This window comes from Parvimonas sp. C2 (assembly GCF_035282405.1).
GTDB lineage: Bacteria > Bacillota > Clostridia > Tissierellales > Peptoniphilaceae > Parvimonas.
This window is the reverse complement of sequence record NZ_JAYKBP010000002.1, coordinates 397,208-416,958: the sequence shown is the minus strand read 5'-3', so window position 1 is coordinate 416,958 and position 19,751 is coordinate 397,208. Positions and strand designations below refer to the sequence as shown.

General features: G+C 28.4%; 20 protein-coding genes, 2 tRNA genes and 1 riboswitch. Of the genes, 11 read left to right on the top strand and 11 right to left on the bottom strand.

From position 1 onward, the window contains the following. Entirely contained in the window at nt 1-1,311 is a 1,311-nt protein-coding gene (gene rho / locus VJI95_RS05010) for a transcription termination factor Rho (RefSeq protein WP_324010468.1), read from the top strand. 37 nt (nt 1,312-1,348) lie between these two features. Next, nucleotides 1,349-1,810 carry a flavodoxin gene (locus VJI95_RS05005; RefSeq protein WP_324010467.1) on the top strand — a complete coding sequence of 154 codons (462 nt, stop codon included), beginning with the start codon at nt 1,349-1,351 and terminating at the stop codon, nt 1,808-1,810. 698 nt (nt 1,811-2,508) lie between these two features. On the opposite strand, the gene uraA is transcribed toward VJI95_RS05005, so the two are convergent. Beyond that, nucleotides 2,509-3,774, bottom strand: a complete 1,266-nt coding sequence (gene uraA / locus VJI95_RS05000) for a uracil permease (RefSeq protein ID WP_324010466.1) — start codon at nt 3,772-3,774, stop codon at nt 2,509-2,511. Between the two features lie 62 nt (nt 3,775-3,836). Further along, the gene (locus VJI95_RS04995) at nt 3,837-3,962 is read right to left on the bottom strand and encodes a hypothetical protein (RefSeq protein ID WP_302050446.1); all 126 of its coding nucleotides are present in this window, start codon (nt 3,960-3,962) and stop codon (nt 3,837-3,839) included. A 187-nt stretch (nt 3,963-4,149) separates the two neighbouring features. Between VJI95_RS04995 and VJI95_RS04990 the strand changes: the two genes are divergently transcribed. Both VJI95_RS04990 and yjeM read left to right on the top strand, forming a co-directional pair. Next, complete coding sequence (locus VJI95_RS04990; protein WP_324010465.1) at nt 4,150-5,742, top strand: ABC transporter ATP-binding protein; 1,593 nt, start codon at nt 4,150-4,152, stop codon at nt 5,740-5,742. Between the two features lie 508 nt (nt 5,743-6,250). After that, complete coding sequence (gene yjeM / locus VJI95_RS04985; protein WP_323999997.1) at nt 6,251-7,747, top strand: glutamate/gamma-aminobutyrate family transporter YjeM; 1,497 nt, start codon at nt 6,251-6,253, stop codon at nt 7,745-7,747. Between the two features lie 71 nt (nt 7,748-7,818). Here the strand turns inward: yjeM and VJI95_RS04980 are convergent, their stop codons facing one another. Further along, entirely contained in the window at nt 7,819-8,421 is a 603-nt protein-coding gene (locus VJI95_RS04980; RefSeq protein WP_323999995.1) for an ECF transporter S component, read from the bottom strand. Nucleotides 8,422-8,471: 50 nt separating this feature from the next. Continuing rightward, nucleotides 8,472-8,585: riboswitch (FMN riboswitch) on the bottom strand. 401 nt (nt 8,586-8,986) lie between these two features. Here VJI95_RS04980 and VJI95_RS04975 point away from each other — a divergent pair. From VJI95_RS04975 to VJI95_RS04955, 5 genes are all read left to right on the top strand, one after another. Beyond that, complete coding sequence (locus VJI95_RS04975) at nt 8,987-9,802, top strand: 2-hydroxyacyl-CoA dehydratase family protein (RefSeq protein WP_324010464.1); 816 nt, start codon at nt 8,987-8,989, stop codon at nt 9,800-9,802. 21 nt (nt 9,803-9,823) lie between these two features. Beyond that, on the top strand, nt 9,824-11,098 hold the full coding sequence (locus tag VJI95_RS04970; RefSeq protein ID WP_269720695.1) for a double-cubane-cluster-containing anaerobic reductase: 1,275 nt from the start codon (nt 9,824-9,826) through the stop codon (nt 11,096-11,098). Next, nucleotides 11,098-11,352, top strand: coding sequence for a DUF3343 domain-containing protein (locus VJI95_RS04965; RefSeq protein ID WP_324010463.1), 255 nt, complete (start codon nt 11,098-11,100; stop codon nt 11,350-11,352). The genes VJI95_RS04970 and VJI95_RS04965 overlap by 1 nt, the downstream gene beginning before the upstream one ends. A 342-nt stretch (nt 11,353-11,694) precedes the next feature. Beyond that, a complete protein-coding gene (locus VJI95_RS04960; RefSeq protein WP_324010462.1) occupies nt 11,695-12,081 on the top strand; it encodes a hypothetical protein in 387 nt (128 codons plus the stop codon). Between the two features lie 3 nt (nt 12,082-12,084). Next, nucleotides 12,085-13,308: a hypothetical protein gene (locus VJI95_RS04955; RefSeq protein ID WP_324010461.1), complete on the top strand. Its 1,224-nt coding sequence runs from the start codon at nt 12,085-12,087 to the stop codon at nt 13,306-13,308. A gap of 196 nt (nt 13,309-13,504) precedes the next feature. Here VJI95_RS04955 and VJI95_RS04950 read toward each other — a convergent pair whose 3' ends face one another. The 8 genes from VJI95_RS04950 to VJI95_RS04915 all read right to left on the bottom strand — a co-directional run bounded on the left by VJI95_RS04950 (nt 13,505) and on the right by VJI95_RS04915 (nt 17,837). Continuing rightward, the gene (locus VJI95_RS04950; RefSeq protein WP_323999282.1) at nt 13,505-13,957 is read right to left on the bottom strand and encodes a hypothetical protein; all 453 of its coding nucleotides are present in this window, start codon (nt 13,955-13,957) and stop codon (nt 13,505-13,507) included. Nucleotides 13,958-13,974: 17 nt separating this feature from the next. After that, nucleotides 13,975-14,409, bottom strand: a complete 435-nt coding sequence (locus VJI95_RS04945; protein ID WP_323999281.1) for a hypothetical protein — start codon at nt 14,407-14,409, stop codon at nt 13,975-13,977. 30 nt (nt 14,410-14,439) lie between these two features. Further along, nucleotides 14,440-15,510, bottom strand: coding sequence for a PIN/TRAM domain-containing protein (locus VJI95_RS04940; RefSeq protein WP_323999279.1), 1,071 nt, complete (start codon nt 15,508-15,510; stop codon nt 14,440-14,442). A 9-nt stretch (nt 15,511-15,519) separates the two neighbouring features. After that, nucleotides 15,520-15,999 (bottom strand): CarD family transcriptional regulator, encoded by a 480-nt coding sequence (locus VJI95_RS04935; RefSeq protein ID WP_324010460.1) that lies wholly within the window; start codon nt 15,997-15,999, stop codon nt 15,520-15,522. 101 nt (nt 16,000-16,100) lie between these two features. Beyond that, nucleotides 16,101-17,003 carry a ribonuclease H-like domain-containing protein gene (locus VJI95_RS04930; RefSeq protein WP_324010459.1) on the bottom strand — a complete coding sequence of 301 codons (903 nt, stop codon included), beginning with the start codon at nt 17,001-17,003 and terminating at the stop codon, nt 16,101-16,103. 80 nt (nt 17,004-17,083) lie between these two features. Continuing rightward, nucleotides 17,084-17,167: transfer RNA gene (locus VJI95_RS04925), tRNA-Leu, on the bottom strand. A 5-nt stretch (nt 17,168-17,172) separates the two neighbouring features. Beyond that, nucleotides 17,173-17,249, bottom strand: a tRNA-His gene (locus VJI95_RS04920). 87 nt (nt 17,250-17,336) lie between these two features. Beyond that, nucleotides 17,337-17,837 (bottom strand): Fur family transcriptional regulator, encoded by a 501-nt coding sequence (locus tag VJI95_RS04915; protein WP_323999275.1) that lies wholly within the window; start codon nt 17,835-17,837, stop codon nt 17,337-17,339. Between the two features lie 388 nt (nt 17,838-18,225). Between VJI95_RS04915 and VJI95_RS04910 the strand changes: the two genes are divergently transcribed. Beyond that, nucleotides 18,226-18,897 (top strand): metal ABC transporter ATP-binding protein, encoded by a 672-nt coding sequence (locus VJI95_RS04910; RefSeq protein WP_323999274.1) that lies wholly within the window; start codon nt 18,226-18,228, stop codon nt 18,895-18,897. Beyond that, nucleotides 18,897-19,700, top strand: a complete 804-nt coding sequence (locus VJI95_RS04905) for a metal ABC transporter permease (protein WP_323999273.1) — start codon at nt 18,897-18,899, stop codon at nt 19,698-19,700. Before VJI95_RS04910 ends, VJI95_RS04905 begins: the two co-directional genes overlap by 1 nt. Nucleotides 19,701-19,751: the final 51 nt, after the last annotated feature.

Below are 19,751 nucleotides of genomic sequence, written 5' to 3'. Positions count from 1 at the left end.
ATGAATATAGAACTTTTAAAAGGAAAATATCTTGATGAATTAAAAACTATTGCAAAGTCTTATGGAATTGCAAATGTTTCAAAGTATAAAAAGGATGAATTAATATCTGAAATTTTAAAGGCGGATAATGGATTTGAAAGTGAAGAGCCTGAAAGAGTAAATATAAACGAGCCTTTTGAAAATGAAAATGACTCAAAGACTAATAAAAAAACAGTTTGTGGGCTTATTGATATTACTGCTGACGGTTATGGTTTTTTGCGTTCAAATGGCTATGACTCAGGGGAAGAAGATATTTATGTCTCACCAACTCAGATAAGAAGATTCAGACTTAAAAAAGGAGATAAAATTTTAGGTTTAACTAGAGAAAGTAAAGAAAGCGAAAAATTTTCTCCACTTATCTATATAAATGAAATAAATGATATTAAGGTTTCAGAATTAAAAACTAGAAAAGATTTTGACGATTTAATTCCGATTTATCCGAATGAAAAATATACTTTAGAAACTGAAAAGAACGAAGTTTCAACTAGAATAATTGACTTTTTAGTACCTATTGGAAAGGGACAGAGAGCTTTGATAGTCGCTCCTCCAAAGGCTGGAAAGACAAGCTTGCTTCGTTCGATTTTAAAAGGCATAGAAATCAATAATCCAAAGAGCAAGATTTTTGTTTTACTTATTGGGGAAAGACCTGAAGAAGTTACGGAAATGAAGAGATTTACAAAAGCTGAAGTAATAGCTTCAACTTTTGATGAATTGCCTCAAAATCATATAAGACTTGCAGAATTTGTACTTGAAAGAGCAAAAAGACTTGTAGAACTTGGAGAAGATGTAGTTATTTTGGTTGACAGCATAACAAGACTCTCAAGAGCCTACAATGTAAATACACCGTCCTCTGGGAAAACTCTTACAGGAGGACTTGATCCTTTTGCATTGCATAAGCCTAAAAGATTTTTCGGTTCTGCGAGAAATGTTGAAAATGGTGGAAGTTTAACCATAATTGCGACAACTCTTGTAGATACGGGAAGTAAAATGGACGATATGATTTATGAAGAATTTAAGGGAACGGGAAATATGGAAATTCATTTGAGTAGAAAACTTTCAGAACTTAGAATTTTCCCTGCTATAGATATTTATAAATCAGGTACGAGAAAAGACGATTTACTTTTGACAGAAGAAGAAATGCAATCTGCAAATTTAATTCGTAGAAAACTTTCAAATACAAATACTAATGAAATTATGGAAAATTTAGTAAAAAACATAAAGAAAACTGAAAACAACAAGGAATTTTTTAAAGCAATCTTAAAAAATAATTAAAAATTTAGTTTCAATTTGAAACTTTAAGGAGATTTTGATGAAAATTTTAGTTGTGTATTATTCCTATTCAGGAATAACTAGAAGATTAGCGGAAGATATCGCTTTAATTACAGATGGAGATTTGTTGGAATTAAAACCGCTAAGACCTTATTCATTTTCATATAACACAGCTGTAAAAGAAGCTAGAATTGAAATTGATAAGGGATACTGTCCACCTTTAACTGAAGAAATAGGAAATATTGATGATGTAGATGTAGTTTTTATAGGCTCACCTAATTGGCTTAAGACTTTTGCACCACCGGTTCTTACTTTTTTACGTTCTGCAAATTTGGATGGCAAAATAATTATTCCTTTCTGCACTCATGGTGGTGGAGGGTTTGGAATGATGATTGATGATATAAAGAAAGAATGTAAAAATTCTATAGTAAAAGACGGATTAGCCTTAAGTGGATTTTACGATTTTGATGAATTACAAAAATGGTTAGAAAATAATTTATAAAATTATGTATTTTTAGAAAAACTCAACTTTGCGAAAGGTTGAGTTTTTACTTTTTTCAAATAGTATTTAGAATTTATTTACTGTTCACGTTAAGCTCTTAATCGAAGTTTTCTATTTGCACGTCATCTCGACCGAAGTTGAGCAGAGCGAGACGTAGCGGAGAGATCTCATACTTTTGTAATGGCAAAAGTAAACGTATCGAAGATACATCGGATAAAAAATATATTAACAAAAAGTCTTTAGGATAACTTCGTTGTAATTATATATGGCTGTTTTGTTTTTTATAAGTCCTGTACAGGACTTACTATTATTTGTAAACAAATAATAGTAATGAGATCTCTCCGCTTCATTCGTTTCACTCATTTCGGTCGAGATGACGTGTTGGGGAGATTTGTTTTGCTTAATATCGTCACGTGAATTATTTTATTTTTATGAAATTTTTTTAATTCATTTTTTTAAATAGTATTTGATGATTATCTACTTTTAACGTTAAGCCCTTAATAAAGGTTTATTCCTTATCCGTCATCTTGAGCGAAACGTAGTGTAGTCGAAAGATCTCATACTTTTGCTTTAGCAAAAGTAAATGTATCGAAGATACATACAATGAAAAAGGCTTATTCATTAAAAGTCTTTAGAATAATTTCATACGAATTATAAAAATGTTATATTCTTTAATAAGTCCTCTACAGGACTTACTATTATTTATGATTTGAAAGTCCGAATTTGTTTAAGAAATGGAATATTAAACTTAGTACCACTGCAACCATACTTGCAAGAACCATTCCTTTTAATTGCATTCCAAAGAAATTAATTGAAATTCCACTAAGTCCTGTTACAAATACAACTGAAGTTAAAATCAAATTTTGGCTATTTGAATAATCAACTTTTGAATCAACTAAGAGTCTTATTCCAGAAGTACCAATCATTCCGTAAAGTAAGAATGTTATTCCACCAATTACATTTCCTGGTATGCTTTGAATTAACATACTTAAAGGGGCGATAAATGCCATACATATTGAGATTATTGCAGCCCCTGCAATTACATAAACTGAATAAACTTTAGTAACTGCCATTACGCCGATGTTTTCTCCATAAGTTGTTGTTGGAACTCCGCCTACAAGAGCAGATAACATAGTTGAAAAGTTATCGGCAAAGATACTTCTATGTAATCCCGGGTCTTCTAAAAGATTTTGACCTATTATATTACTTGTTACAACTTGATGACTTATATGTTCTGAAGTTATTACGAGTAATGCAGGAAGCATTATCAAACTTGCTTTGAAGTCAAAAATTGGAAATTGAAATTCCGGTATTGTAAATAATGTTGAAGATGTAACTGTAGAAAAGTCAATCATTCCAAAAGCTAAAGCTGCAATATATCCACAGATGATAGCAATAAGGATTGGAATTGTTCCTAAAAATTTTCTAAATACAACTGAACCTAAAATCGCAACTGAAAGAGTGATTAAAAATACATAAACATCAGCATTAGTTGAAGTTTCAGTCAATATATTTGCACCTATTTTTCCGCCTCTTATTGTATTTCCTGCAAGTTCAAGACCAATAAGAGAAACAACAGCACCCATTGCTGCAGGTGGAAGCACAATATTTATCCAATCTGTTCTGAATTTATAGATTAAATACGCTAAGATACAACCTAAAAATCCTGTTGTAGCAAAAGCACCGAGTGCATATCTATAACCCATAGTATTTATAATAACGGTACCTACTCCCAAAAAGGCAAAACTTGAACCTAAATAGGCGGGGGCCTTTCCTTTTGTTATAAAAATAAACAATAATGTACCTATACCATTCATCAAAAGAACAATACCGGGGTTTACATTAAATAAAATCGGAACTAAAACTGAAGCTCCAAACATAGCAAAAGTATGTTGTAAACTCAAAGGTATAAGCATTGTAACAGGAACTTTGTCCCTTACGCCAATAATTTCTTTATTATTCATAAATCCTCCTTTTACTCAAGTCTTAAAAATATAAAAAAAATGAAATAACAACAGTTATTTCATTAATAATTAATTAAAATATTTTTAAAGCCAACAAATCTATTATTAAAATTGAAAAAGAGTGTCGCCAAAACAAAGTTATAAAAATCAAATATATTTGTTTTAAAAAACTTAACTAAATTTGTCATAACGGACCTCCTTAAATTTATCTTCACAATTATACAGCATATAATATAAAAAGTAAAGTCTTAAATTGCATAAATTTATTAAAAATTAAAGATTTCATTTTGACTTTTAATATGATATAATTTAATTGATTATATCTAGTTTTAAAAATAGAGTTTTATTTTACTATAAATTATTTAGGAGTAAAGGATGAAAGATTATGTATCTAAAGTTAAAAAATATATTATTCTTCAAGTAGTATTGGATTTTATAGGAGTTATTTGTTTAGCATTAACTCCATTGATTCAAAAGTGGTTATTTGATTATGGATTACAAAGCACCTCAAGTCAAATCATTTTAGCCATTCTATTATATGCTTTGTTACTTGGAATTTATTCACTAATGCAATATTTTTGCGTTTTAGTAGCATTTAAATCAGGAATTTCGTTTGAAACAAGACTTAAAAAGAATTTTTTTGATAAAATTTTTAATATGAATAGTAAAGTTTTTCAAGAGAAGCCGATAGGGGAATATATTTCTATTCAATCCAACGATATTACTGCATTAGAACAAGATTATTTACAACCTATTGTAGATGTAATTCGTTCGGTAAATATGATGTTAATTTATGGAGTTATTATCTTTATGAATATCAACTACAAAATTGGTATGGTTGTAGTTTTATCTTCTATTTTTGCGATTTTTATCCCAAAAATATTTGGAAAAATGTTGGATAATAGCAGAAGCAAATACCAAAGGCATCTTGGAAAATATACTTCAACTATTTCCGATTTGCTTGAAGGTTTTGGCTTAATAAATTCTAAAACAATTGAAAATATAAAAAATAGACATAATGAAATTCTACATAAAACAGCGGATAAAAGATATGAATTTGGAAAGAAAAAAGCACTGGTACTTGGATTAAGTGATTTAATGACCAAAATGGTTAGGGCTTTTACTTTTGCGATTGTAGGATATTTATTCTATAAAAAAGAGATAACTGTAGGTGTGGCAATAGCAACACTAAGCTATTCTTCTGCATTCATCGACCCTATTGATAGCTTGCTATATGACATTACGGCTATCCGTTCAGTAAATTCTACAAAACAAAATATACTTTCATTTTTAAATCAAAAATCAGAAACAGAAAACAAAAGAGAATTGGAAAATTTCAAAAATGAATTAATTTTTGATAATGTAAATTTCACAGTTGATAAATTACAACTAGAAGATATAAACTTAAAAATAGAAAAAGGTAAAAAATATGCAATTGTTGGTAAATCAGGAGCTGGAAAGTCAACATTTTTAAATTTATTACTTGGAATACATAAGCCAAATAATGGGGAAGTAAGTATTGACGGAGAAAATGTAACAGAGCTTAATTTATCAAGTACATTGCTTTATATGAGTCAACATGAGCATATTTATCGTGCATCTGTAAAAGAAAATGTAACTGTCTTTGATTCATATTCCTATGATTATATTCCGGATAATGCTAATGAAGTTGCAATAATCAAGGATATTCTTGGTAGAAATACTGATGACTGTTCAAACTTTAGTGGTGGTGAAAAAAGAGTTCTTGCATTACTTCGTATATTGTGTAGAAAAGGAGAAATACTGGTTTTGGATGAACCTTTTACAGGTGTTGATGCTGAAAGTGTTTTAAAATTAGAGGATATTTTATTGAAATCAGATCAAACAGTTTTGATTGTAACACATAATACATCAATGGAACATCTTAAAAAATTTGATAAGGTAATTAGAGTTGTAAACGGAAAAGTGTTTATTGAGGATATAGATTAAAAAAGTTTTATAAAAATGGCTAAATTAAAAGCCGTTTTTTTATGTAATTAAATTATGGAAAATGATTTAAACAATGTAAAAATATAAAAAATATATTTTTTTAAAATTTAAGTATGAAAAATATATTACATTGAAGTTTATCATAAGAATAAATATTCAAAAAGAGAAATGTCTAATTTTTGAGGAAATATTATTTAAAAATGTAAGTTTGCGTCAATAATAAAATTATATCTATTTATTTTATTAAATTTACTTATAAATAAATTTTCATTAAATTTTTTTGTTATATATTAAATCCGCTTAAAAGCATTAAATAATTTTTGTGATGCATTATTTTTTCAGTAGTAATCAACTTTTTTTAGTTGATATTTTTATTTTTTATAATTTATCATTGATTTCAAAAAAAATACTTTGATTGCAAAGTATAAAATTTATTTATACTATGTTGACATGTCTCTTATTTTGTGTTAAAATTCAAAATGAAAAAAATAAATATTGGAGGGATGTTATGTCTAAGAAAAAATTGAGTTTAAGAGCACTCGTTTTAATGGTGTTCACTTCTGTTTTTGGTTTTACTAATGTTACAAGATCATACTATCTTATGGGATACGCAGCTATTCCTTGGTATATTATTTCTTGTTTGGCTTTCTTCTTGCCATTTGCATTTATGATTGCAGAGTATGGTTCTGCTTTCAAAGATTCTGCAGGGGGGATTTACTCTTGGATGGAAAAAAGTTCAGGAAGTAAATATGCATTTGTGGTAACGTTTATGTGGTATGCATCATACATAGTATGGATGGTAAACGTTGGTTCAGGTATTTGGATTGTTTTATCAAATGCAATTTATGGGATTGATAAAACTCAAAGTTGGTCTTTATTAGGATTGGGTTCTGTAAAAACATTAGGAATTCTTGCTATTTTATGGATTATCACTTTAACATTTATATCTACAAAGGGTATTGATAAAATTAAGAAATTTACATCTTTTGGTGGTAGTGCTGTAGCATTAATTAATGTATTTTTATTTGTTGGTGGAATTTTGATGTTGATTTTAAACAAAGGTGGAGTAGGAGATTCAATAACTGCTAACGCTTTAGCTCATTCACCAAATCCTGATTATGCTGGTGGTTTGCAAGTTTTATCATTTATAGTTTATGCTATATTTGCTTATGGTGGTTTGGAAGTTGTAGGGGGACTTGTTGACCAAACTGAAAATCCTGAAAAGAACTTTCCAAAAGGTATTGTTATTTCAGCAATTGTAGTATCTTTAGGATATTCACTAGGTATTTTGATTTTTGGTACATTTACTAAATGGTCATTTGCATTTACACAATTTTCAGCACAAAAAATAACTTTAGGTAATGTATCATATATTGCTATGAACCATATGGGATATCAATTAGGACTTGCTTTTGGTCTTGCCGAATCTGCTGCAAGGAATGTAGGACTTTGGGTTTCTCGTTATATGGGGATATCAATGTTCCTTGCTTTGACTGGAGCGTTCTTTACTCTTATTTATTCTCCATTAAAACAGTTAATTGGAGGAACTCCTAAAGAATTATGGCCAGAATCATGGACTGAACAAAAGAATGGAGTATATACTAAACCTATGATTTACCAAGCAATTTGTGTAATAATAATGATTGCAGTAGTATCATTTGGTGGGGATAGCGCACAACAATTTTTCCAAATTTTAGTTTCCATGACAAATGTTTCTTTGACTTTACCTTATTTCTTTATCGCTTATTCATTCTTAGCATTTAGAAAAAATGAGAATATAGAAAGACCTTTTGTAAAATTTAAAACTTATTCAACAGTTAAAGTTGTTGTTGCTATTACTTGTTTTATAGTTGGTTTCGCAAACTTATTTACAGTTATTGAACCAGCTATCTCCAAGGGTGATTTTAAAACAACTATAATGTCAATTGCAGGGCCATTGTTATTTACTTTAATTGCATTATATCTTTATAGAAGAATGGAAAATTCAAAGGAAATAGAAAAATAAAATATGAAATATAAAAAACGGCAAATGAAAATTTGTCGTTTTTTGATGTATTTATTAAAAAGCATAGAATTCTATGCTTTTTTCTTTAAAATAGGTGATATTCTTTTATATAATAAGGATGTTACTATTGAAGTAACGGCTGTTTTAACTAAGTTAAAAGGTAGTACTGAAAATACCATTAATGTAAAATAACTTTTTACAAGTGGATTTATTTTAGAAATCGCACTGACAAAAGTGTTCAAGTCAATTTTTAATAATTTTGCATAAAGTGGGAAAATTATAAAATAATTGCTCAAAGTTGCAACTATAGACATTGAAATGCTTCCTATAGCAAGTCCTAATAGAGCTGACTTTTTACTTTTGTTATGTTTATAGATAAGTGCAGTTGTCAATACGAATGCTGATGAAACAATTAAATTTGAAAGTTCTCCAACATAAAAAGTTTTTGTCCCATTAATTACAATGTTTAATAATATTTTTATGCAAACAATTAAGAATCCTGCTAATGGTCCCATTGCAAATCCTCCGATTAATGCAGGAAGCTCTGCAATATCCAATTCCAAAAATGTAGGTGAAAAAGGTAGAGGAACTTTAATTAACATTAAAAGCACAGATATTGATGCAAGAATTGCAATTTTTGTAATCTCTGAAATACCGAATTTTTTGTTATTCATAATAACCTCCTAAAAATTTAGCAAAAAAAAATGCCATCTTTAGGGCAAAAATTTTTCTTCTTTCATCCAGACTTTAACTGTCGGTATTGGAATTTCACCAATTCAGCATAATGCTCGCAGACTTTACTGCCGGTGAGGAAACTACCCTCGCCCTGAAGATAGATTGAGTATATCATAAATAATAAGCATTGTCAATAAAAGAATAATTATTTAAAGATATATCCTTAAAATAGGATTATATTATTTTATAAAAAAAGATTTTTTATTCAATTGGCTAATAAATAATATAAATTCAATGTTTTATTATAAATTTTCGTTATGAATAAGGACTTTCAATTAATATTTCTAATTTTACTAGTAAAAAAATATGTGATATAATACAAATATGAAACACAAGTTAATGTATTTGACTAAATGATAATTAAAAATTCTAATTATATTGGAGGTGAAGCTGAAAACAGTCAGATACATAGTTAAAAAGTTATTTTATCATAGAATTTCTTGAAAAATATCTAAAATATTAAAAGAAAAAATAAGGAGATATGATTAAATATCAAAAAAGATTATGGAAAATTTGAGAGAAGAAATTTTAGAGCTTAGGCGAAATGCTTTTGTAGAGACGATAATGGGTTTAGATAGTGAAAAATACATAATAGGATACTTGGGGAGAACCATTCCGAAAGAAATATTTTACGGTTTTGACTTGGTGCCTCTACCTTTGGACGGAGTAGATAAATACATATTGGAATATTCGAATGAAAAAGATTTGTGTAGCATAATTGATTCAACTCTTACTTATGCTATGACTAAAAAATGCCCTTTGCTTTACAATGCAAAATTACTTGTTGTAGATAATTCTTGCCCTCTGCTTTTAAAAGTATTGAAAGATAATTTAAAGGACAAAGTTTTTTTCTACGATGGTAATCTTGAAAATTTAAAAAACAGAGTAGAGGAAGTCTATAATCGAGATTTTTCTGAAACAAATTTCTTAAAAGCCGTTGAATTATCTAAAAATATTTCTTCAAAATTGGAAAAACTTTCTAAAACCGATATTGAATCCAGATTTTTATATGAGGTTGAATTTTATACTCAATTTATTTTTTCTTTGGAAGAAAAAAATAATATGATTGATAGAGTACTGTCTAATTTTAAAGATGTAAATAAAAAAAGACAAAAGATATACGTTCCAAGAGCAATTCAAATTTTGGACGATATTGATAAAAAATATGAGGATTATCAAATCATAGAAAATTTTTGTCTTGGAGAAATTTTTAAGACTTATAAAAGTAGTGGTTATGAGTTTTTGAAAGAAAAGTATAATAATAAGAAAACAAAAAAATTAGATATTTTGTATCAAGATTGTCCCTATGATAATAAATAAAATTTTATAGGAGGCAATAAAATGGCTGATTACAGAAAAATGTGGGAAGATTTGAATATGGATGTCGATACTCATGATATTTTATGTGAAGTTTTACCTGTCGCATTCGGAGATGTTTTTTTAAGTCAAGAAAATAGACCTGAGAGTATGGACTATTTCAATATGGTAGTTGCAGAAATTCATGGAATTAGACCTGCAGAACTTATTGAATTTCAAAAGAAGGGTGGAAAAGTTGTAGGCTCTTTTTGTATCCATGTTCCTGATGAAGTTGTAGTTGCAGCAGGAGCTATTGCAACAGGTTTGTGTAGCGGATCTCAATTTTGGGTTCCGGGTGGAGAAAAAGTACTTCCAACATCTACTTGCCCGTTGATAAAGGCATCTTTGGGTGCAAGATTTGATAGAACTTGTCCATTCTTTAGAATTGCTGATCTTTTTGTTGGAGAAACAACTTGTGACGGTAAGAAAAAGGCATGGGAAATTTTAGCGAAAGATGCTCCAATGTATATAATGGATATTCCACAAATGAAGAGAGAAAAAGATTTTGTAAAATGGAAAGAAGAAATAAAAGGCTATATGGCTGAATTGGAAAAATTGACAGGAAATAAAATTACAGAAGAAAGCTTAAAAAATGCGATTGTAACCTTGAACAATAAGAGAAAGGCTTTAAAAAGATTAAATAGTTTTAGAAAACTTGACAATGTACCTATTTCAGGAAGAGATGTACTTCTTATCACACAAATAGCATTTTATGATGACCCTGTAAGATTTACTGCACAAGTAAATAGACTTTGTGATGAACTTGAAGAAAGAGCAAAGAATAATGTAAGTGTATTTAAAAAAGGTACAAAGAGAATATTGTTAACCGGAACTCCGCTTTCAATTCCAAACTGGAAGATTCATCAAATAGTTGAAAATATAGGAGGAATGATTGTCTGTGAAGAAATGTGTACAGGTAATAGATATTCTGAACATCTAGTAGATGAAAATGGAAAGACAATGGATGAAATGGTTGAAAATCTAACTCGTAGATATTTAGGAAGTATAAACTGTGCATGCTTTACTCCAAATACTGAAAGAGTTGAAGACATAATCAGATTGGTTAAAGAATATAATATAGACGGAGTTATTGATGTAAACTTGAAGTTCTGTACACTTTATGATACAGAGGGAACAATAGTTGAAAAAGCTTTAAAAGAAGCTAAAATTCCTGTTCTTGGAATCGAAACTGACTATACGGACTCAGACAGTGAACAATTAAAAACAAGAATTGGTGCATTTATCGAGATGTTAAGCTAATGCTATATTATATTTTTTTTAAAGATACAAAAAACGGTCAAGAACTTTATAAATTAATGAAACAAAATGGAATAAAATGTACAATAGCACCAACTCCTAAAACGGAAGATCACTGTTGTGGAATAAGCATTTTATTCTATAATATTGAAGATAAACCATTAATTGAAAAGTTGATTTTAGAAAATGGTATTGAGATTTTAAAATTTTACGAAAAAGAGAAAGATATAAATCCTAATCGAATGAAATTTTGTTAAAAAGAAAAACCCTGCTTGGATTATTACAAGTTAAGGGTTTTTCTTTTGTCTATGGGAATTTCATTGTTTAGAGGACATGAGCTTTTCAGAATATTTTTATCAAATAATACAATTGCCACATCAGACTTACTATTGGTTACAAGTAAATAAAGCTATAGATAGATTGGCTTTGCTTGAGTTGATATATAAAGAATAGTTGTTTAATAGCTTGACGTGAACAGTAAATAAACTTAAAAAAGTACTAAATCCCAAAGAAAGATAAAATGCTTTGAGGATTAGTTTATCTATGATATAATAATTACAGATGTATTTTAGATTTATTTCAAAATAGGGAGATATAAAATGAAAAAGATATATATTATAGGCTTAGTTATAATTTTAATAGGAGGTGTTTTTATGGCTTTTAGTTTAAATGGAAACAGAGCAAAGCATAAAGAAGAATTTAGAGAAAGGCAAGATAGAATTGCCCTATATTTTGTAAATAATTATGAATTAACAAATGGTGAGAAAATAAAAGAAATAAAAATTACAAATTACAGAAAAAATTATATGACAGGTATATGGGATTGCATTCTTTTAATAAACGGAAAATATTATGCTGATGTTTCAGAAATTTACGAAACAAAAGAAATAGCTGGTGCTAGATATCATGGTGAAGAATTTAAAAGAGTAAAACCTCCAAAAAACAATACAAAATTAGAAGCAAATATAGAGTATTTTGAGGATTAGATTATGAGTGATGTAAAGATTACAGATTTAGATTATAGATGGATTTCAAATGAAGTTTATAAAGTTAGAAAAAATAAACCAGGAATTGATTACCCTTTAAAAAAAGGTGATGATTTTGAAAAATCTAATAATAGATTTAAAGTCTTAGAAGTACTAGACCATGAAAATGGAATGCAAGTAATGGCAGTTGCTCCAATTATAAATGGAAAAGTGGATACAAAGCATATTGTAATAGCTTATGCAGGAACTGATGAATGGAATGATATCTTAACAGACATTCAAACGATTTACCTTGGAAGTACAAAGTATAAGCTGTCTAGTGAGAGCAATCGCCTTTTGTCGCTAGACTTAAAAATATCTAAAGCTCAATCGAATACAGCATTAGAATTCGCAGATAAAATAAGAGCAGAATATCCAGATTCTATAATAACTACAACGGGGCATTCATTAGGTCAATCTCTAGCTATGTATGTTGCTTTAAAAAAGGGCTTTTATAATGTAGGATTTAATGGACCGGATATACATAAGATGATATATGGAGACGAGATAGAATATATGAGAGAACATCCTGAGCAATTTATGAATTATAGAAATAATCGTGATCTTATAGGAAATATTACAGGAAACGAAACACAAACAGCAATATATTTAGATTATGGCAGTGGATTTATACCTCATAGTTTATCGAATTGGAAATTTAATGAAAATGGAGAACTTATAAATAAAGAAGGGGAAGTAGCAGAAAAACATCTAAAAATAAAACAAGAAATGTTTAGTGAACTAGAAAATCTAAAAAGTTTTAAAGAAAATTTAGCACAAGGAGGCTATACGAAGAACGAGGAAATATTTTTAGATAGCGAACAAGCAAGAATAATATCAAAAGGAGTAAAAGAAATATCGACAACAGCATATGAAAATATAAAAAATATAAGAGATAAAGCAGTTGCAGGAGCAGAAGAAATATGGGATAGTACATTAGAAGTCCCGTTTGGATTTATTTTATCACCACAAGAAGTAAGGGCAGCATATATGGAAGGTGGAGTAACTTATGATACTACAGTAGGACAAACAAAAAGAGAGCTTGATCCAAAAGTAGAAAAGGCAAAAGAAATAAATGAAAATTTTATAGAGTTAGATGAAAAGGTAAATAAAACTATTGATGAAATGCTGGAAAAAGATGAAGAATTAAAAAGGGATTATGATTTATGGACGAAAGAGATGAAATAAAAACAGGAATAAAAGACTTATTAAAAGAATTTAATATGAATAATTTATCAAAATTGATTTAACTAGGAGCTGACTATTATGGTCAGCTTTTAGTTAAAATTGATAAAAATTAGAATTAAAAAAAGCACAGACAAAACTTATGCTTTGTCTGCACTCTGACTTCGACATAAATTGTCGAAGTTTTTCCTTTTTCTAATTATCTTTCAACGCTGAATTTGAAAGTTTCTTCATCTTTATCAAAAGTTAAAGAATAAGTTTTTCCTTTTTCAACTTCAAGTGAAAGTTTTGTAGGTCCCCAAGTTGTAGTTACATTTTTATGTAGAACTCCAGGTCTTGTATAACTGTAAGTAAGTTCTACATCAACAGTTCCAGGTAATGCATAAATTACAGACTTAGTTCCTTCATATGCAATTTTTGGATAAGCATTTGGACTTAAAATTCTTCCGGAAAGTGTTTTTGAAGTAATGGCGTTAAAACCTGTAGTCAAATAAATTTTAACTGCATCAGGATGCTCTGAAAGCCATTTTTCATATCCTTGTTTTCTTTTTTTCATCCAAATTACAATTCCAATAATGTAAATGATAAAAACAGCAGGAATGATATAAGCCAAGATTCCCATATTTTTTATCATTTGTGAAATACTATCCATAATATCCTCCTATATATCTATTCCGCTTTAAGCGTAATTGATTCTGATTTGTCTCCTACTATACGAAGATCTTCAATAAGTTTTTCGAATTGCTTGTGGCCTAATAATGATAAATCATAACTTTTTGTATTACCATTTGAATCAGTAACATATAAAGTTAGAATATCATTATTTTTTATTCTAGCTTTTAAGGCACATTCTTCTATTTTGTATTCATCAATTTTTTTACCTTTTACTAATGTAAGAGTGTCATCAGTAACTTTAACATATAATTTTCTGTCACTAAGTGTAAATAATAATGAAACAATGCCTACAATCGCCACAATGATTACATTATCATATATTTGAAGAAAAAAACGTAGAATAAAAGTTAAAAAGGCACAGGCAACAAATAATAATACTAATTCTTTTACAAATTGAAAAGATGTTGATTTATAAATTCTCTCATTCATGAAATCCTTCCTTTAAATTACATAATATATCTATTTTAAGTTTTTTCTAGTAAATATCATCTTACCCGCAGGAGTTTGCAATATACTTGTTACAGTTGTTTCTATTGTTTGGCCAATATAATCTTTTCCGTCTTCAACTACAATCATGGTTCCATCGGAAAGATAACCAAGACCTTGTTCAGGTTCCTTACCACGATTTATGACTTCAACAATAAGTTTTTCGCCTTGAATTACGACAGGTTTCACTGCAAGTGCAAGCTCATTTATATTAAGTATAGAAATTTTTTGAAGAGATGCAACTTTATTCAAATTATAGTCATTTGTAATAAGTTTTCCGTGATAATCTTCTGTTAGTTTTAACAATTTATGATCCACTTCTTTGATATTCTTATAATCCTTATCTACAATTTTTATCTCAACATTTTTTTCATTTTGAAGTAAATCTAAAATATCAAGTCCTCGTCTACCTCTTTGTCTTCTGTTTGGGTCTTCAGAATCGGCGATGTATTGCAATTCTTTAACCATAAACATGGCAATAATAATTGGACCTTCTAAAAATCCAGTCTTAATTATATCGTAAATTCTTCCGTCAATTATTACAGAAGTATCTAAAATTTTAGGATAAGACTGTCCTTTTTTAATAGTTTTTTCTCTTGAAAAAATCTTAAGTTTCAAGATTTCGTCTTTTTTATCTACTGCAATTTTAATTCCAATAAATCCAAGTGCACAATATATAAAAATGGTAATGGTTGCACTTAATAAATTTCCTATAACAGGAAAATTTATATTGGAAATAGGTAAAGAGATTAAAAAAGCTATAACTAATCCAACTATAAGCCCTGCTATCGCGATAACAATATCTGAAGTTGGAGTCTTTTGTGCCTTTTTAATTACATTTTCAAAATTTTCTGTAAGTTTCTTAAAAATTACCGGAAATAATAAATAAAAAATGATACCAAAAATAATTGCACATACGGTATAAATCGAAACTACAATAGATTTACTTACCTCTAATTCTATTACTTGACCAATTCCATAGGCAGCTAAAATTCCTAAAAGTCCACCAAAAACAAAGGTCAAGTATCTTAAAACTTTAAACATACTTTCCTCCTAATGTTCCATAGAATAATCTATTATTTTGTTGATTTTGTTCTTTGAAAAACCACTAACCATAACAAATTCTGAAATTAAAATTCGTCTAGCAAGGTTTAACATAAATAATTCTTTTAAAGAAAGTTTACCTTTCCCATTTCTAACAACCAATCCCTTAAAAACATATGCTATATTGAAAATATCCGAAGACTTAAGCCTTTGTGTATTTTCCTTGTATCTTTGTACCCAATTATTAGGCATAGGGCAATCTACATCATTAAGGTAATTGTAAACTTTATCGAGGGTATCTTCATTTACAAGTTGTCTAAATTCAAACTTATCAATATCGTCCTCTTTAATAAATATATGCAAATTTTGTTCCATAGGAAGTTCAATCACATAAAATCGTTCACAATCATCGCCTAAGCACTTATTTTCTATGCTTTTAATCAATCCTGCTCCATGCATAGGATAAAAAATTTTGTCACCGACATCCATAGTAAACTCCTAAATTTTATCAACAACTACATAACTACCTCCAGTATTATTATACACCAAAAACCGAAAAAATTAAAGGATTTTTTACCGTTTTACCTATATTAAATTAAATTTAGTAAAAGGAGTAAATTTTCTTTAATTATTTTATTATTTTTTATTATCAGAATAAAGTTTTCAGTTAAATTTTGGGACTCTTTGAAGATTTTATTTTCATATTTTGATTTAAAAACTTTAGCTTTTATATTATTTTCAATTAATCCGTCTTCCAATTCTAAAGCTATTTTGAGTTCATCTTTATTGCTTGTTATACTGTAATTATTTTGATGAAAATTTATTTCTGCTTTTTCCGTATTAGAAAGTCTCGTTATCAGATAATTTTTTTGAATATAAATATTTTTTAAAATTCCTGTAAATTTTTTATTATTAATAGTCAAAATTTTATTTAAAACACTTTCCTTATATTCATAAATATAGCTTAGAATTTGCAGATCAATATAGTTATGGTAAATAAGTTTTGACAACATCTCCTTATCCTTAAGTTCTTGATACATCTTAAAAATTTTAGGCATTTCTTGTTGATTAACATGGTCATGAACATCAAAACCAAGTCTTTTTCCTAGATTTATAGCTTTTAGGCTAGGTTCATCAAGGAAAAAATTAAGTTTTTGGAATTGCCTGTAAATGTCAATATTTTGAAAATCTATTTTTGTTATATTATATTTTTCCATCTTTTTTCTTATAAATGGAAAATCAAATCTGTCGCCATTATATGAGATTACTTGTTTTGAATTTAAAAGCTCCTTTATCTTTAAAATCAAGTCTTTTTCTTCCCTTTCATTCTCTATGTAATATTGAGAATAGATTAATTCTTTTTCTTTTTTTTCACAAATACCAAACATATACATAAAGTCTTTAGTCCTACTAAGACCTGTTGTTTCTATATCAAATAAAATATAATCTTCAAAATTAGAGTCTGTTTTTTCAATATTTATAACTTTTTTCATAATAGCTCCTCTCTTAAATTTTGTAAAGAAAAAAGTAGAGTCCAAAAAACTCTACTTTTTAACTACTACACGGGAAAACATGGTGCAGGAAAGAGGACTTGAACCCCCACGTCAATGACACTAGATCCTAAGTCTAGCGCGTCTGCCAGTTCCGCCATTCCTGCATATATGGGGTGGATGATGGGATTCGAACCCATGACCTTCAGAGCCACAATCTGACGCCCTAACCAGCTAGGCCACACCCACCAAACTTCACACTCATACGAATGCTTGTTTATTATATCAATTTATTAAATATTTGTCAATACTTTTTAAAAAAGTTTTCAAAGGTATTTAGATACAATTTTCATTTTTACATTTATGATTACTGTGCAGTTCTTTACTGGAATTTTTTATATAATCCAGTTCTTCTTTTGAAAGTTTTTTCTGACAATTTTTACAAAGTCCTTTAATTTCTAAATAATGTCCGGTTACAATAAATTCGGTTTTATTTTCTATGTCATCAATTAAGCTATGTATTGGACAATGATTTATCGGTATTATTTTTTTACATTTTTCACAAATTAGACTGTGAATATGTCCATTATTCAATTGAAAATATGTAGTTCCATCTATTTCTGCAGTTCTCTTTGCAATATTTTTTTCACAGAATTGATTTAATGCTCTATATATACTTGAGATACTATATTTTTCTCCTTTTGTTGAGATTGCATTGTAAATATCTTCTGCTGTTGTAGGAATTTCTCTTTTGTCCAATTCATTAAGGATTGCTAATCTGTTTTTTGTAATTTTTAAGTCATTTTCTTTTAAAATATTCAAAAAAACTTTTTTCATAAATACTCTCCTTTGCTTGATTTTTAACTAGAATAGGTATATAATACTGTATATGTAAATGAGTGCTATTTGCAAATATAATCACTCTTAATTAACTAAAAGGAGTGATTGTGAAAAAATCATAACTAAAATCATTTCCTTTGCCATTATTATATCACTTTTTTTGGCTTATGGCAAAGATAATATAAAAATGATTATAGATAAATAGGATAAAATAAAAGTTACAAATTTAATTTTAAATTTATAAAGAATTTATCACAGCTTAATATATAGATGATTTATATAAAATAGACTAATTTTAGTTAAGAGAAGTAAATTAAAAACTTAGATAGAAAAATCAACTATCAAAGATTTGAAGATAGTTGAAATTACAAGATAGGAGAATGTTTTGGAAAATATTATTTCAATAAAAAATGTGTCTTTTTCTTACAGTGGGGGCGCAAATGTTTTAGAAAATCTTTCTTTTGATATTCAAGAGAAAGATTTTATAGCTATAATTGGAGCAAATGGTAGTGGAAAATCTACTTTGCTCAAATTAATTTTAAGAGAATTTAACCCATCAAGTGGAGAAATATTTATATCAAATACAAATATTAGAAATTTTAAAGAATGGAAGATTATAGGATATGTTCCACAGATAAATGCTAATAATATACCTAGTTTTCCCATAACCGCCTTGGAGATTGTAACCTTAAATCTTTATGATAAAATGGGATTTTTCAAATTTTCAAGAAAAAGTCATCTTGAACTTGCAAAAAGGGCATTATCACAAGTTAATATGCTTGAGTTTGCAAATACACCTCTGAATAAAATGAGTGGTGGACAACAACAAAGGATTATGATTGCAAAATCTTTAATAAATAGTCCTAAGATTTTACTTTTTGATGAGCCTACAACAGGAATTGACAAAGAAAGTAAAAATCAACTTTTTAAGATTTTAACTCATCTTAACAGAGTGCATGGAATTACAATTTTGCTTGTAACTCATGAGCTTGAAATTATGAAAGATAATCTTACAAGGGTTGTGGAAATAAGAGATAAGAAAGTGGTGGTAAGATAATGTTTCAATTTGAATTTATGAGGAGAGCTTTTTTAGTTGGAATTATGTTATCCATTGTTATACCTTGCATTGGGGTTGTTATGGTAAATAAGAGAAATTCTATGATTGGGGAGGCATTATCTCATGTTTCTCTTGCCGGAGTTACAATTGGACTTATTTTTAGAGTAAATCCAATTATAACGGCGATAGTTTCCTGTGCGATTGCAAGTTTTTCCATTGAAATTATGAGGAGATATTTTCCAAAAAATTCGGATATATCAACAGCAATAATTATGAGTATGGGGATTGGACTTGCTGCTGTTCTTTCAGATTTCGTAAAAGGGGCAGCCAATTTCAACAGTTTTTTGTTTGGAAGTATTGTTGCCATAAGTGATTTTGAAGTTATTTTAGTTACAATGGTGTTTTTTATTGTAATTGCTGTTTTCGTTGTATTGTATAAAGCTCTGTTATATGTTTCATTTGATGAAGTTGGAGCAAGACTTGCAGGAATTAGAGTTCAAACCGTAAATATAATTTTTACATTTCTAATTTCTCTATCAATTTCAATCGCTTCAAGAACTGTTGGAGTTTTAATGGTTTCATCTCTTATGGTTATTCCTGTCGCCTGTGCTTTAAGAGTTTCAAAATCGTATTTTCAGACAGTGGTTTATTCTATTTTGTTTGGAATGTTATTTACGATTGCAGGCATTGTTATTTCGTACTACAAAGGATTAAAGCCGGGTGGAACAATGGTTTTAACAGGAATTGTTATGTTAATGACAATAGTAATTTTACAGAATTTAAGAAAGTTTTTAAAAATTTAAAGAAAATCATTTTGGTTTTCTTTTTTTGTGGTACTATTTTTATAGCTTGAT